At 66.5% G+C, this 13591-nt stretch carries 13 protein-coding genes; all 13 read right to left on the reverse strand.

Annotated features, from left to right (window positions below; all coding sequences use genetic code 11):
* Positions 1-6: 6 nt before the first annotated feature.
* The gene (locus PO883_RS01805; RefSeq protein ID WP_289308236.1) at positions 7-600 is read right to left on the reverse strand and encodes a type II secretion system protein N; all 594 of its coding nucleotides are present in this window, start codon (positions 598-600) and stop codon (positions 7-9) included.
* A gap of 11 nt (positions 601-611) precedes the next feature.
* Positions 612-1832 (reverse strand): type II secretion system inner membrane protein GspF, encoded by a 1221-nt coding sequence (gene gspF, locus PO883_RS01810; protein WP_289308237.1) that lies wholly within the window; start codon positions 1830-1832, stop codon positions 612-614.
* A 10-nt stretch (positions 1833-1842) separates the two neighbouring features.
* Positions 1843-3288 (reverse strand): type II secretion system ATPase GspE, encoded by a 1446-nt coding sequence (gspE, locus tag PO883_RS01815; RefSeq protein WP_289308238.1) that lies wholly within the window; start codon positions 3286-3288, stop codon positions 1843-1845.
* 10 nt (positions 3289-3298) lie between these two features.
* The gene (gspD, locus tag PO883_RS01820; protein WP_289308389.1) at positions 3299-5545 is read right to left on the reverse strand and encodes a type II secretion system secretin GspD; all 2247 of its coding nucleotides are present in this window, start codon (positions 5543-5545) and stop codon (positions 3299-3301) included.
* Positions 5545-6324: a type II secretion system protein N gene (gspN, locus tag PO883_RS01825; protein ID WP_289308239.1), complete on the reverse strand. Its 780-nt coding sequence runs from the start codon at positions 6322-6324 to the stop codon at positions 5545-5547. Before gspN ends, gspD begins: the two co-directional genes overlap by 1 nt.
* Positions 6321-6842, reverse strand: a complete 522-nt coding sequence (gene gspM, locus PO883_RS01830; protein ID WP_289308240.1) for a type II secretion system protein GspM — start codon at positions 6840-6842, stop codon at positions 6321-6323. The genes gspN and gspM overlap by 4 nt, the downstream gene beginning before the upstream one ends.
* Entirely contained in the window at positions 6839-8056 is a 1218-nt protein-coding gene (gene gspL, locus PO883_RS01835) for a type II secretion system protein GspL (RefSeq protein WP_289308241.1), read from the reverse strand. The genes gspM and gspL overlap by 4 nt, the downstream gene beginning before the upstream one ends.
* A gap of 18 nt (positions 8057-8074) precedes the next feature.
* On the reverse strand, positions 8075-9073 hold the full coding sequence (gene gspK, locus PO883_RS01840) for a type II secretion system minor pseudopilin GspK (RefSeq protein WP_289308242.1): 999 nt from the start codon (positions 9071-9073) through the stop codon (positions 8075-8077).
* Positions 9073-9756: a type II secretion system protein J gene (locus PO883_RS01845; RefSeq protein ID WP_289308243.1), complete on the reverse strand. Its 684-nt coding sequence runs from the start codon at positions 9754-9756 to the stop codon at positions 9073-9075. Before PO883_RS01845 ends, gspK begins: the two co-directional genes overlap by 1 nt.
* Entirely contained in the window at positions 9753-10130 is a 378-nt protein-coding gene (gene gspI, locus PO883_RS01850) for a type II secretion system minor pseudopilin GspI (protein ID WP_289308244.1), read from the reverse strand. Before gspI ends, PO883_RS01845 begins: the two co-directional genes overlap by 4 nt.
* 29 nt (positions 10131-10159) lie before the next feature.
* The gene (locus tag PO883_RS01855) at positions 10160-10630 is read right to left on the reverse strand and encodes a GspH/FimT family pseudopilin (protein ID WP_289308390.1); all 471 of its coding nucleotides are present in this window, start codon (positions 10628-10630) and stop codon (positions 10160-10162) included.
* A gap of 26 nt (positions 10631-10656) precedes the next feature.
* Positions 10657-11109: a type II secretion system major pseudopilin GspG gene (gspG, locus tag PO883_RS01860; RefSeq protein WP_054265680.1), complete on the reverse strand. Its 453-nt coding sequence runs from the start codon at positions 11107-11109 to the stop codon at positions 10657-10659.
* A 284-nt stretch (positions 11110-11393) separates the two neighbouring features.
* A complete protein-coding gene (locus PO883_RS01865; RefSeq protein WP_289308245.1) occupies positions 11394-13514 on the reverse strand; it encodes an amidohydrolase family protein in 2121 nt (706 codons plus the stop codon).
* Positions 13515-13591 lie beyond the last annotated feature (77 nt).

The raw sequence follows: 13591 nt of genomic DNA on the forward strand, positions 1-13591 counted from the left end.
CGCGGCTTATTGGGTCGGCAGCTGATTGCCGGGGCCGACCACGGTGCGGTTCGGCGCCGGCATCTGCGGCGATGGCGGCGCCGATGGCGGTTCCGGCGACAGGCCGGGGGCCGGCATCGGTTCGGATGGCGGCGGCGCCGGCTGCTGGTTCTGGGCGCCGTTGTTGCTCGGTGGCATAGCTATCGGCGCTGCCATGTCGGGACCGGCCTTGGCGTCGGTGGCCAGTTCGATGCGTTTCTCGACGCCGCCCTCGGACAGGGTGATATAGCGCGGGTAGACCGCGGTGACGGTCACGCCCGGAGCGATTTCCTTGCCCACCTTGAGCGCGCGCGGCGGCTGGCCGTCCGACACCAGGATGGCGACGCTGTCGCGCCCGGCCGAGACCACGCCGGTCAGCTGGTAATTGCTGACCACCACGGTGGCGGCCTGGCCGCCGAACAGGGTGGCGGCGGCGTCCGGCGCGGGCACCGGATCGGGCACGCTGGCCACGGCCACGATCGGGCGCTGATCGCCACGGATGAACTGCATGGCCCAGTAGGCGATCGAGGCCGACAGGAAGACCACGGCAATCAGGCTAACAACTATTGGCAAACGCTTCATTACATTCCTTTTTACCGCACCAGCTGATTGATTTCAATAATAGGCATCAGCACCGCGAGCACGATCAGCAGCACCACCACACCCATGGCCAGGATCAGCACCGGTTCGAGCAGGCCGGCGATGGTGAGCGTGCGCCGCTCCAGGTCCTGCTGCTGCGAATTGGCCGCCCGTTCCAGCATGGCGGGCAGTTCGCCGGTGATTTCGCCGGCGCGGATCATGTGGATCAGCATCGGCGGAAAGTGCTTCTGGGCCGACAGCGCGCGCGCCAGGCTGACGCCTTCGCGCACGCTGGCGCTGGCCTGCTCGACCAGTTCCTTCATCGCCACGTTCGACAAGGTGTCGCGGCTGGTGTCGAGCGCGCGCAAAATCGGCACGCCGGAGCCGGTGGTGATGGCCAGGGTACTGGCGAAGCGCGCCGTGTTCAGGCTGCGCTCGAACTTGCCGTACACCGGGGCCGTCAGCAGCCAGGTGTGCCACTGGCGCTTGAGCACGGGATTGCGCAGCGCGCGCCGCCACAGCCAGAATGCGGCCACCAGCAGGATCCCGGCGACGATGCCCCAGGCCCGCACGAAATTCGACACGGCCAGCATCATGACGGTCAGCAGCGGCAGCTTTTGCTTGGTGTTGGCGAACACCGAGACGATCTGCGGCACCACGTAGGTCAGCAAAAAGATCACGATCGCGAACGCCACCACGGTCACGATGGCCGGGTAGGTGAACGCCAGGCGCACCTTTTGCACCAGCGCGTTGCGCCGTTCGATGTAGTCGGCCAGGCGCGAGAGCACGCGCGCCAGGTGGCCGATCTGCTCGCCCGAGGCGACCAGCGCCCGGTAGATGTCGGCAAAGTCGCGCGGATGGCGCGACAGGGCGTCGGAAAACGAGGCGCCGCCCATCACTTCCGAGCGGATCGAGGCCACCAGGTCGCGCACGTACGGGCGCTCGGCCTGTTCCAGCAGCGCGGTAAACGCTTGTTCGAGCGGCAGGCCGGCTTCCAGCAGGCTGGCCAGCTGGCGCGTGAACAGCGCCAGTTCGACCTGCGACAGGCGCTCGCCGAAGCCGCGGCTTTTCTCGACCCCGGCGGCGTCGAGCTGGGCGGCGATGGCGTCGACCGTGAGCGGGGTCAGGCCCTGCAGGCGCAGGTCGGCACGGGCCGAACGGGCGCTGTCGGCGTTGACCACGCCCTTGCGGGTGGCGCCGTCGCCATCGACGGCTTCATAACGGAATGCGGGCATCGTGGTCGGCCTAGTCCTTGGTCACGCGCAGCAATTCAGCCTGCGTGGTGGTACCGTTATCGAGCCAGCGCTGGCCATCTTCGCGCATGGTTTTCATGCCGCTGGCCTGGGCCGCCGTGCGGATCTCGGCTTCCGAGGCGCGGTTGTGGATCTGGGCGCTGATCTTGTCGTTCGTCTCCAAGAGCTCGTACACGCCGACCCGGCCGTGGTAGCCGGTGTGGCCGCACTTGTCGCAGCCGACCGCTTTCCATTGCACCGTGCGGCCCTGCGGCGTTTCGGCTTCGTCGCGCAACTTGCAGTGCTCGCAGAGTTTGCGCACCAGGCGCTGCGCCATCACGCCCAGCAGCGAGGACGACAGCAGGAACGGTTCGATCCCCATGTCGAGCAGGCGCGTAACAGCGGCGGCGGCATCGTTGGTGTGCAGGGTGGCCAGCACCAGGTGGCCCGTGAGGGAGGCCTGGACCGCGATCTGCGCCGTTTCCAGGTCGCGGATCTCGCCGATCATGATCACGTCCGGATCCTGGCGCAGGATCGCGCGCAGGGCCTTGGAAAAGCTCATGTCGATGCGGGCGTTGACCTGGGTCTGGCCGACCCCGATCAGGTCGTACTCGATCGGGTCTTCCACGGTCAGGATATTGGTGGTCGACGCGTTCAGGCGGCTCAAGGCCGCGTACAGGGTGGTGGTCTTGCCGGAACCGGTCGGCCCGGTGACCAGCACGATGCCGTGCGGCTGGTTGATCAGTTCATCGAACTGCGGCAGCAGGGCGGCGTTCATGCCCAGCGACGACAGGTCGAGGCGGCCGGCTTCCTTGTCCAGCAGACGCAGCACGGCGCGCTCGCCGTGGCCGGTCGGCAGGGTCGAGACGCGCACGTCGACCGGTTTGCCGCCCACGCGCAGGGTGATGCGGCCATCCTGCGGCAAGCGCTTTTCGGCGATGTCGAGCTGGGCCATGATCTTGATCCGCGAGATCAGCGAAGCGTGGATGGCCTTGCGCGGACGGACCACGTCGCGCAGGGAGCCGTCGATGCGAAAGCGCACCACGGACGTCTGCTCGAACGGCTCGATGTGGATGTCGGAAGCGCCTTCGCGCAGCGACTGGGTCAGCAGCGCATTGATCATGCGGATCACCGGCGCGTCGTCTGACGATTCGAGCAAGTCTTCGATGGCCGGCACGTCTTGCAGCAGCTTGGTCAGGTCGAGGTCGGCATCGAATTCGTCGGCCACCTGCGAGGCGTCGCCGCCGGCGCCGGCGTAGGCGCTGGCAATCGCCGCTTCCAGGTCGGCCCGGTCCATCGAACGCAGCGCGATGCGTCCGAAACGGCGCGACACTTCGGCGATCGCCGCCGGCGCGGTGGCGCCCGAGACCCACACTTCGATCGGGTGCTCGCCATTGTCGGGCGAGCGCGCCAGCACGCCGAAATCGCGCGCGAAAGCGTAAGGTAAAAGATTGCTCATCGGTCAGTCATCACTTGGTCGCCGGGACCGGCTTGGCCGGGCGGTACATATTCACGTCGGCCGGGTTGATCGTGGCCGGTGCGCTCAAGGGACGCTCGGTCGTGCTGCCCGGGGCCGGGGACGGCGTGGCGGGGGCCGGGACCGGGCGCGGCGGCACTGGCGCCATGGCACCACCGGCCGGCGGCTGGCCGTTGCTCAGCGACGGCAGCACCGGGGTGCCGTAATCGGGCATCACGATGCCGTCCTTCGGTCCGCCCGTGGCCTGGCCGGCCGACCGCATGTAATCGTAGCGGTCGCTGGCGATGGCATTGCTGTCCTCCTTGCTGCGCACGATCACCGGGCGCAGGAACACCATCAGGTTGGTCTTGTTGCGCGAACGCTTGCGGTACTTGAACAGGTTGCCGAGCACCGGAATATCGGCCAGGCCGCGCACGCGATCTTCGCCCTCGCTCGTATCGTCCTTGATCAGGCCGCCGAGCACGATGATCTGGCCATCGTCAGCGATGACATTGTTTTCGATGATGCGCACGTTGGTGATAACGCCCGCAGCCGAGTTATCGGCCACGTTCGAGGTCTCGTGGTAGATCGCCATCTTGATGGTGCCGCCTTCGGAAATCTGCGGACGCACCTTGAGCGTGAGGCCGACATCCTTGCGTTCGATGGTCTGGAACGGGTTGCCGCCAGCGGCGCCGCCGGTGTTGGTGGTGAAGCTGCCGGTGATGATCGGCACGTTCTGGCCGACCTTGATGGTCGACAGTTCATTGTCGAGCGTGAGCATGTTCGGGGTCGACAGGATGTTGACGTTGCCCGTGTTTTGCATCGCATGGGCGAGCGCGCCCAGGCCGAGTTCGCCCGCGACCTGTTTGAACAGGCCGATGGTCAGCCCGGCGCCGGGCGTGGCGGCAACGCCCTTGCTGGCCAGCGCCAGCAGGTTGTTGTCCTTGGCTATGGTCGAATGCTGGATCGCACCGACCCGGTAATTGCTGCTCTCCGTGCCCGACAGGCCGAGCCACTGCACGCCGAATTCGGCCGCGTTGTCGGCATTGACTTCGACGATCAGGGACTCGATGTAGACCTGGGCGCGGCGCACGTCGAGCTGGTCGATGACGGCGCGCAGGTTGCGGTAGACCGCGTCCGGGGCGGTGATGATCAGGGTATTGGTGGATGCATCGGCCTGGATGAAACCGGCCCCGCTGCCGCCACTGCCGCCGCTGGTCTGGCTTTGCTGGGCCATGCTGTTGCCGGCGCCGCTATTCTGGTTATTGCTGTTCATACTGCTGTTGGAAGCACCGCCGCCGCTGGCCACGCTGCCGCCGCTGGTGCCCTGCTGCTGCTGGGCCAGGGACGAAGAGTCCGACGAGACCACCGCACGCAGGGTTTGGGCCAGCTTGGTGGCGTCGGCGTTTTTCAGGTACACCACGTGCACATTGCCCGCTTCGGCAGTCGGCTGGTCCAGCTTGGAAATGAGCGACTTGGCCAGGTTGGCGCGCGCCGCCGACGGCGCGCGCAGCACCACCGCGTTGGTGCGCGGATCGGCCACCACCGAGATGCGGCCCGAATCGCCGCCGGCGCTCGGTTCCATCAGCTTGTTGACCATGGTCGCCAGGTCCGAGGCGATCGCGTGGCGCACGGGAATCACGTCGAGGTCGGCCGCCACCGGAGCGTCGAGCGCGGCGACGATCTTGGCCAGGCGGCGCAGGTTGTCGGCGTAATCGGTGATGACCAGGCTGTTATTGCCCGGATTGGCCATGATCGAATTGTTCGGCGAAATGAGCGGGCGCAGCACGGCGGTCAGGTTGGCCGCCGATTCGTGGCTCAGATGGAAAATCTGGGTGGCGATCTGGTCGCCCTTGACGCCGGAGCCGCCCACCCCGACCTGGGTCGGCGACGATTGCAGCTTCGCTTCCGCTTCCGGCACCACCTTGGCAAAGCCATCGCCGGTGACGACCGCGTAGCCCTGCAGGCGCAGCGCCGAGGTCAACAGGCCAAAGGCCTGGGCCTTGGTGACCGGCTTTTCCGACGTCACGGTCAGGGTGCCCTTGACGCGCGGATCGATGATGAAGGTCATGCCGGTGTAGTGGCCGACCGCCTTGATGACCGATTCGATGTCGGCGCCGACGAAATTGAGGGCGGCCGGAACGTCCTCGGCGGCCAGCGCGGGGCTTGGCGCCCCCGCGACCGAGCAGCACAGCAGGACGCCGGCGGCAATGCGGCGCAACGCCGGGGAAGGGAAAGTGCTCAGTGACTGTTTTTTCATCATTTAAACTCTAAGGCGATAGTTTTCTTGCCGTCAACCATTCGGCGCTGGCCCAGTAAATTCAGGAGATTGCCCAGCGTTTCTTCATATCCATCGGCGGCCTGTGCCGTGCCGGAAAACTGGAAGCGGCCCTGGTTCAGGCTGCCCTTTCCCGCCAACAACAAGGCACCGCGTTCCGTCTTCAAATTCACGTTTGCCTGCTGGCCCTGCCAATCCATGGTCATCTTGTAGCTGCCCAGCACCTTGATCGGTGCCATGCGCGAACCCATGTCATTCAATTCCAAAGTCGTCACCCCATCCACCGCCACCCCGCGTCCGGCCGGCGCGCGCGCCAGGCCCAGGGTGGTCCAGGACAGGCGCATGTCGCCCGAGAGCGCCAGCGTGTTGAGCGGCGCGCCCAGGCCGGCCAGGCCGGCCGCCGGCAGCAGCAGCGCGGACGGACTGACTTGCCACTGCGACCAGCTGCCCGTCAATGTGAGCGGCTGGGTCAGCGCCAGCGGATTGACCAGGGTCATGTCGACCTGGCCCAGCAGCGCCAGCGGCGACAAGGTCCAGGCGAAGCGCCCCGGCAGCAGCGGCGTGACCGCCCCGCCCGGCCCGGGTGCGCCGCCGATAAAGGCCGAGCCGCGCCAAAGCGTACCCTGCGCATCCCCCAGAGTCAAACGCCCGCCGGTCTGGCGTTCGACCACGTCGCCCAGCCACGAAGCCGGCGCGAAGGCCAGCACGGTGAGGGCCACGGCCAGCACGATGGCGCCCAACCATAGCACGGCGCGCATCATCGCGAACCCGCATCCGTGGTCTGGCGCAAGGTGAAGCTGGCATCGACCTGGCCGGCCGGGGTCGAGGCCGTGATGGCCGCTTCCAGCACGCCGATGCGGTTTTCCAGGCGCTGCGCTTCGAGCCAGGCGAACAGATTGGAAAAGGCCACGCCGGTGACCTGCACCTTGGCGTACTCGCCGGTCATGCTGAGCGACTCGGGCTTGATGCCGCGCGCCGTCAGGCTGGCCGAGAGCGTTTCGCGCGACATGGGCGTTACTTGCGGCGGCGTCTGGCCGGACAAGGCGGCGGCGGTCTTGGCCAGGGCTTCGAGCTGGGCCTTCTGTTGCTTGAGCTGCGGCAATTCAGCGCGCAGCAGGGCACTGCCTTCCAGCGCCGGCGCCAGGAACAGCCCGTACACCAGCATCAGCCCCGCCAGGGCGCCGCCGATGCCGAGGAATTTGCGCTCCTGCTCGGTACGCGCCATCCAGTACAGCCCCACCTGGTCCTTGAGCCGGCTCACGGCGGTCAAGGCGCTCATGGCTTGGCTCCCGCAGTGCGCAGCAGCAAGGTATTGGCACCCAGGTCGCTGACGTCGAGCTTGTACTTGCCCAAGGCTGGCTTGAGGGTGGCGGCCAGGGCCGGATCGGCGCCTTCGGGCTTGAGCTTGATGGTGGTGCTGCGCTCGCGGAAGGTGAGCGAAGCGAGCTCGGGCGGTTTGCCGAGAGTGCGCACGGCGTCGCCCAGGGCCGCGGCCTGGAAGGTGAATTCGTCGGGGCCGACCTGGCCCGAGGCGCCCCTGGCCTGGGCGATTTTCTGCTGCATCTGGCGTTCGAGGTTGTTACTGATGACCGTCTCCTTCGGATAGGCGGCGCGGAAAATCTGCACCATGCCCTGGCGCGTGTTGTCGGCTTCGCGCTTGAGGCGCAGCCATTCGTAATTCAGGCCGGCCAGGTTGACCACCACGGCCAGCAGGGCCAGGCGCACCGGCCACTTCCAGCGCTGCCAGTCGCGCGCCTTGGCACCGGCCGCGCCCAGGCCGGGAACCAGGTCGAGGCTGGTGCTTTTCGAGCCGGCGATCCAGTGGCTCCAGTGTTCGGCTTCGAGCGTGATGCCGGGGCCGGCCTCGGCGGCCAGGGCCTGGTACTCGCCCAGATGCTCTTGCGGCACGTACAGGGTCAGCGGGGTGTCGCCGGCCAGCGCGCGCACCGTTTGCAGGGCCATGGCCGGTTCGCCCGCCAGTGCCAGCCCCAGGCCGTGATACTGGCCGTGGCGGATGGTGATGCCGCCGCCATCGATGGCGGCGGCGGCGTGGCCCGGCTCCAGCGGCAGGCACAGCTGGGCGGGAAAGGCGGCCACCGCGCGCGCGCCCTGGGCCAGCACCGAGCGCACCAGCGCTTCGAGCCAGGCGCGCTGGGCCACGGCGATGGCGCGCAAGCCATCGGCGGCCGGGGCCGGAGCGGCCACCAGCACGCATTCCTCGGGGTCGCCCAGCACCTGCTCTTCGACCAGGTTGGGCAGCGCGGCGCGCAGGCGGGCCGCCGACAGCGGCGGCACCTTGACGTGCAGCAGGGTAACGTCGGCCGCGGCCAGCAGCAGTACCACGCGCCGGCTGGAGGCGATCAGCTCGCCCATGCTCTTGAGCACGCCATCGCCCTGCTGGATCAGCGCGCCACCGTCGGCGACCAGCGCGAAGCGGGCCAGGGCCCCTTCGCTGTCCGCCCTGGCCGGATGCCGGATATATAAAGTAGTCAAACCATCTCGCTTTCGTTCTTAATTTTGCCGTACCCAGACGGTCGTGGTCGTCACACGATCGTCCAGCCTGCGCTGGACCAGCGCTTCCGCGTCGAGCGCGGCCCGGTCCAGGCGTATCCGGCTCGTCACCAGGAAATATTCGCTTTTAAAACTATACGTGTTCTTGAGCGGATCCTTGCCGTACAACTGTTCCTTGAAGCGGGCATCGTCGAGAAAGTAGGCCTGCTTGCGGCGCGTCACCAGGGCCGCCGCTTCCGACACCGAATACCCCGGCACGATGGCGGCCAGCACTTCGGCCGGCGCGGTGTTGGCGTTGACCTTGGTCTGTTCGGGCAGCACGATGGCGAACTCGCGCAGGCGGTTCACGGTCTGCAGGGTGTAGCCGGGAATGGCGAGCAAGTCGTCGAGCTGGGTCAGGCCGATCGGCGCGCTGCCAGCCGATACGGGAACCGGCACGGCATCGGGGTCGGGCGGCGGCGGCGCCGGCTGGCTGGGATCGGGCGGCACCGGCACGGCCGGGGCGGCGCCCGAGGCCACCGCCAGCGCGGTGCGCTGGGCCAGGGCCGGGTCGAGCTGCAGGTTTTGCAGCAGGCGCTGGTACACCTGCACCTGGATCTTGTCGATCACCCTGCCGTTGGACAGATTCAACAGGTTGTAGCGCGCGGTGGCGTCCGAAATCTGGCCCGACAGGGTGGCGTCGAAGACTTCGCCCTCGACCCGCTCGCGCTCGATGTACTGGTCGAGGCGGGTTTCGGCCAGCGGCGTGTTCCACACCGCGTTCAGGGTGGTCAGGTTGCGGTTGTCGATGCCATCCTGGCGCAGCACCAGCCGCGCCCAGTCGAGCGCGCCGCGCAAAATCCACTTGGTTTGCAGGTGCAGGCGCTGGTTTTCCATCGAGCGCACCTGGACTTGCTGCTGCCAGAACAGGCTGGCGACGATGGTCACCGAGAGCATGGTCAGCAGCAGGGCCGTGATGATGGCCACGCCTTGCTGGCGGCGCGGATAAGGGGTGCGCATCACATGCCTCCCAGCAGGAAGGATTTGCTCATCACGGCGGCCACATTATCCACCTGCAACTGCACCTGGAGCCCGCTCGGCGCCGCGTCGGGCGGAGCCGGCTGCAACTGCTGTTGCTGCGGCGGCTGTTGTTGCTTGAGCGACTGCGCCACCGGCTGGCTGTTCTGGCGCCAGCCATTGTTTTCCCAGCTCATGACCTGCATCGCGCTCACGCCCGACTGCAGGGTGACGGCGGGGCTGGTGTCGGCGTTGCTGATGGCGGCCTGCCACATCACGTCGAGCTGGACCAGGTCGCGCGTGCCGTTCGATTCGCGCCGCGTGAGCATGCGGTCGACGATGCGGTAGGCGACCACTTGCAGGCGCGCCGGTTCATTTTCGGCGTACACATTGCGCACCAGGGTCAGCTTGTCGGGCGCCGAGAGCAGATAGGGACGGCCCAGCATCATGGCCGGATTGGCCAGGTGCTCGCAGTCGCTTTGCATCTGGGCAAAGGCGAGCTGCATGCCGCGCGCCGATTCGAGGCGCGCGGTGAGCGTTTCGCGCGCGCGCACGATGCTGTCCAGGCCGCGCCAGCCGAGCACCGCCACGATGGCCAGGATGCTGATCGCCACCAGCAGTTCAATCAGGGTGAATCCACGCTGTTGCCGCCGTTGCTCATGATGCCGCTGCCCGGTATGCCTCATTCGTTGAGCACCAGTTGGACCAGCTTGATGATGCGGCGCTCCGGATTGAGGCTGTCGAACACGCTGACCTCGACCCGGCGCAGGCGCGGATTCGGGCTGGCCAGCACTTCTTCCTGGCACATCAGCTTCAGGTCGCCCTGCGGGCATTCGTAACTGTTCTTGCCGATGGCCGGATATTCCTTGGCCAGGCGGATCTGCACCAGCCGGTTTTCGGCCGACCAGGTGGCCATCATGGCGGCACGCAGGCCGGCACTGTTGGAGGTCAGGCTGCCCACCGCGCGCAGCGAGGCGCCCAGCGCGGTGCCGATGATGACCAGCGCCACCAGCACTTCGAGCAGGGTAAAGCCGGACTGGCGGTTAAGGCGATGGCGCATGGTCTTGTTCTGCAAAATACGTCACTGGGTTACTCGACGACGAAGTGGCCGATACCGTCGGCCCGGATGGCGACCCGGTCGTCGCCGATGGCCAGGGTCAGCACGAAGGGCTTGTCGACCGGCTCGCGCCCGAAGGTAATGCGCACCGGACCGCCGCCCACCGATACCGGCGGGTCGAGCAGCAACTGCACCGGGGCGCCCTTGAAGGGACGCTCGCGCAGCAGGTCGTCGCGCGTGACCGGCTCCCAGACCGCTTCATTGCGCACCAGGAAGCGATAACGTTCGGTATCGGCCTCGAAGGCCACCAGCCGGTTGCGCACGATGGCTTCATCGCGCGCCAGCTGCAGCAGCAGGGCCAGGCGGCGCGCCTCGTCTTCGAGATTCTGGCGCGGGCTCGGCATGGCGTTGATCGAGACCAGGCCCAGCACGATGCCCATGATGACCATCACGACCATCACCTCGATCAGCGTGAAGCCCCGGCTGGTGCGCACTGCTTGCATGAGCTTCAAGACGCCTCGGTCCGGGCCTAGTTTTCCCAGGAACCGATATCGGCGTCGTCACCGGTACCACCAGGCAAGCCGTCGGCGCCGAGCGAGAACACATCGATTTCACCCTGCACGCCAGGCGACAGGAATTGATACGGGTTGCCCCATGGATCCTTCGGCAGTTTCTCGATGTAGCCGCCGGTTTTCCAGCCGTTGGCGGTCGGGCCATTGCTTGGCTTGACGACCAGCGCCTGCAAGCTTTGTTCGGTGGTCGGGTAGCGCTGGTTATCCAGCTTGTACAGCTTGAGGGCTTGCATCAGGTTGGCGATGTCGACCTTGGCGGCGGTGATGCGCGCCTGGACCGTACGGTTCATCAGCTTGGGCACGACCAGCGCGCCGAGGATGCCGATGATGACCACCACGACCATGATTTCGACAAGGGTAAAGCCGCGCGCGAAGCGCTGGCGCAGAGGACGGTGTGCAGCAAGTTTCATAGTCAGTCAGTAAATAAGTTCTACAATGAGTCGGAGTATAAGGCCAATAACGCCCGCCGTCGCTAACGAAGTGCGGGCTATTTTGCGTCATCTTCCTGTCATCTTGCGCAGGCGGGAATCTAAGTTGCCGGGGCGTTATTCAAGTTGCCCCGGCCAGGCCGCCGCGCGGTCCGCCAGCGGCGGCAAGGACGGTGGAGGTGCGCCACCTGATTGTAAGCCAGGGTGGCGCCGCCTTCCACTGATGGACGAATCGGCAGCGCCGCCTGGCGCAAGCCGGCTGCCGATCAGTGGTGGTGCCTGGCGCTGCTGCCGCTCAGGCGATGCTGGGCGCCATCGTTGCCGCCCTCGGCCAGGTTGCTCGATACCGGGGCCAGGGTCTTGACCATCGGCGCATTCTTGACGAAAGGCACGATGCCGAGTGCCTGGTCGACTTCATGCGGATAGACCACGTAGCCGCGCGTGATGACCGCCGCCACCTTGCGGATGTCGCCGATCTGCTTGGTCGGGTCGCCATCGACCAGCACCAGGTCGGCCAGCTTGCCCTGGGTGACCGAACCGCGCTCGGCGCTGGTGCGGGTATAGCGCGCGCCGTTGCGGGTGGCGACCTGGATCGCCTGGGCCGGGGTCAGGCCGGCCTTGACCAGCAGTTCGAGTTCGGCCTGCAGGGTGAAGCCGGCCATTTCATCGGTGCCGGCCACGATCGGCACGCCAGCCTTGTACAGGCGGCCGACGAAATCGATCATCTTGGCGTAGGATTTTTCGTAGCGCTTCTGGGTCGCTTCATCGGCGATCTTCATGGTACCGACGTAAAAGCCGCGCTTCACATCGGGCGGCATGTGATCGGCCACGGCCACGAACGGCTCGTTCAGGTCGCCGTCGCGCTGCTTGAGGAAGGCGAAGGTGGCCAGGGTCGGATCGATCACGGTCTGCTGCGCTTTCAGGCGCGCGATGAATTGCTTGACCTTGGGCGAGTTGAAATCGAGGTCCACCACTTTTTCGGACGGCAAGATGAAGCGTTCCAGGGTGCGCGTTTCGGTTTCCGGCGTGGCCAGGAAGTTGAGCATGACCTGGTTGATGTGCTGGATTTCATCGTAGCCGGCGTCCAGCGCTTCGTGCGCGCGCAGGCCGACCGGCACGTGGCCCGACACGCGCAGGCCGCGCAGGTGGGCGTAGGCCACTGTGTCCTTGAGGATCGCCTTGGGGAAGGAGTTGTAGATTTTCAGCTGCGGATAGCCGTGCTCGGCGTACCAGTCGATGGCGTTTTTGGCAGCCGGCAAGTCCTTGACGACAAAGCCGCCGTTCGAGGAAAACGGGCTTTCGCCTTCCAGGAAGCCGGTCGGCACCACTTGCGGCGAGAGCAGGCGGCCATCGGCCACTTCGTCGAGGATTTGCTGCATCTGGGCGTTATCGTTGCCCATGTCGCGCACCGTGGTCACGCCCGCGGCCAGGTTCAGGCCGCCGTCCCAGCGGCCCACGTGGCCGTGCATGTCGAACAGGCCGGGCAGCATGATGCGTCCGGCGGCGTCGATTTCGTTGACGGCGCCGCGCACGGGCGAGCCGGCCGGCAAGATGGCGCTGATGCGACCGCGCAGCACGTAGACGTCGGACGGCGCGCCCACGGTGGCTTTGTCGCTGTCGAAGATGCGGGTGTTCTTGACCACCGTCAAACCGGTCAGCTTGTGCTGCAGCTGGCTGGCGAGGTCGGTCAGCATTTTGCTTTCGGCCACTTTCTGGCGTTCGGCCAGGACCTTGGCGACGCCGATCCAGCCTTCTTCGGCGGCGGTCATGAAACCGGGGATGACCACGGCGAACAGGCGCGGCTTGGCGTCGGTGGTGGCCCAGTAGAATTGCGGCGACATGCCCAGGCCGGTCTGGGCGAACAGTTGCACCTTGCGCGTCTTGCCATTGCTGGTGACATCGACTTCGTCGAGTTTGCGCTGGGTCAGGGTGCCGGAAGGCAGCAACGGCAGGCTGCCGGTCGGGCTGGCGGCCAGGGCGGCGATGGCGATCGAGGCCATTTCGGCCGACCCGTTCAGGGGCACGTACATGGCCGGGCCGGCGATCGATTTTTCACCTTTTTCGGAGGTCGATTTCCAGCTGGCCAGGTCGCCCTTGCGCTCGAAGCGGTCGTCCACCACCGCGCCGTAGGTCGAGTTGCCCTTGACCGTGTACTCGCTCATGGTGCCGTCGGGGCCCAGGCGGAACTGTTCGCTCAGCTCGGGGCCGCGGCCATTGTCCTTGTAGATGAAGCGCACGCGGGTGAGGCCATCGTCGTCACGCTCGACCACCTGTTCCCCGATGCGCTTGCCGTTTTCGGCATGCATCTCGTAGCGGATGGTCTGGGTGGCGGCGTGCGCCGACCAGCTCAGGGCGGCGGCGACAGCGAGGACGAGCGGACGTTTCATGTGATGCATCTCCCTGGACGGAACGTTAGTTATTATGTTGGGACGCAAGAATAGCACGGCGACGTACGGTCTAGAGC

It is taken from the genome of Massilia sp. DJPM01 (assembly GCF_030348125.1).
GTDB lineage: Bacteria > Pseudomonadota > Gammaproteobacteria > Burkholderiales > Burkholderiaceae_D > Telluria_A > Telluria_A frigida.

What these genes read in the sequence shown, in the direction of transcription:
- PO883_RS01805 (WP_289308236.1), bottom strand. Translation starts at nt 600, where the DNA reads ATGAAGCGTTTGCCAATAGTTGTTAGCCTGATTGCCGTGGTCTTCCTG.
- gspF (WP_289308237.1), bottom strand. Translation starts at nt 1,832, where the DNA reads ATGCCCGCATTCCGTTATGAAGCCGTCGATGGCGACGGCGCCACCCGC.
- gspE (WP_289308238.1), bottom strand. Translation starts at nt 3,288, where the DNA reads ATGAGCAATCTTTTACCTTACGCTTTCGCGCGCGATTTCGGCGTGCTG.
- gspD (WP_289308389.1), bottom strand. Translation starts at nt 5,545, where the DNA reads ATGAAAAAACAGTCACTGAGCACTTTCCCTTCCCCGGCGTTGCGCCGC.
- gspN (WP_289308239.1), bottom strand. Translation starts at nt 6,324, where the DNA reads ATGATGCGCGCCGTGCTATGGTTGGGCGCCATCGTGCTGGCCGTGGCC.
- gspM (WP_289308240.1), bottom strand. Translation starts at nt 6,842, where the DNA reads ATGAGCGCCTTGACCGCCGTGAGCCGGCTCAAGGACCAGGTGGGGCTG.
- gspK (WP_289308242.1), bottom strand. Translation starts at nt 9,073, where the DNA reads ATGCGCACCCCTTATCCGCGCCGCCAGCAAGGCGTGGCCATCATCACG.
- PO883_RS01845 (WP_289308243.1), bottom strand. Translation starts at nt 9,756, where the DNA reads ATGAGGCATACCGGGCAGCGGCATCATGAGCAACGGCGGCAACAGCGT.
- gspI (WP_289308244.1), bottom strand. Translation starts at nt 10,130, where the DNA reads ATGCGCCATCGCCTTAACCGCCAGTCCGGCTTTACCCTGCTCGAAGTG.
- PO883_RS01855 (WP_289308390.1), bottom strand. Translation starts at nt 10,630, where the DNA reads ATGCAAGCAGTGCGCACCAGCCGGGGCTTCACGCTGATCGAGGTGATG.
- gspG (WP_054265680.1), bottom strand. Translation starts at nt 11,109, where the DNA reads ATGAAACTTGCTGCACACCGTCCTCTGCGCCAGCGCTTCGCGCGCGGC.
- PO883_RS01865 (WP_289308245.1), bottom strand. Translation starts at nt 13,514, where the DNA reads ATGAAACGTCCGCTCGTCCTCGCTGTCGCCGCCGCCCTGAGCTGGTCG.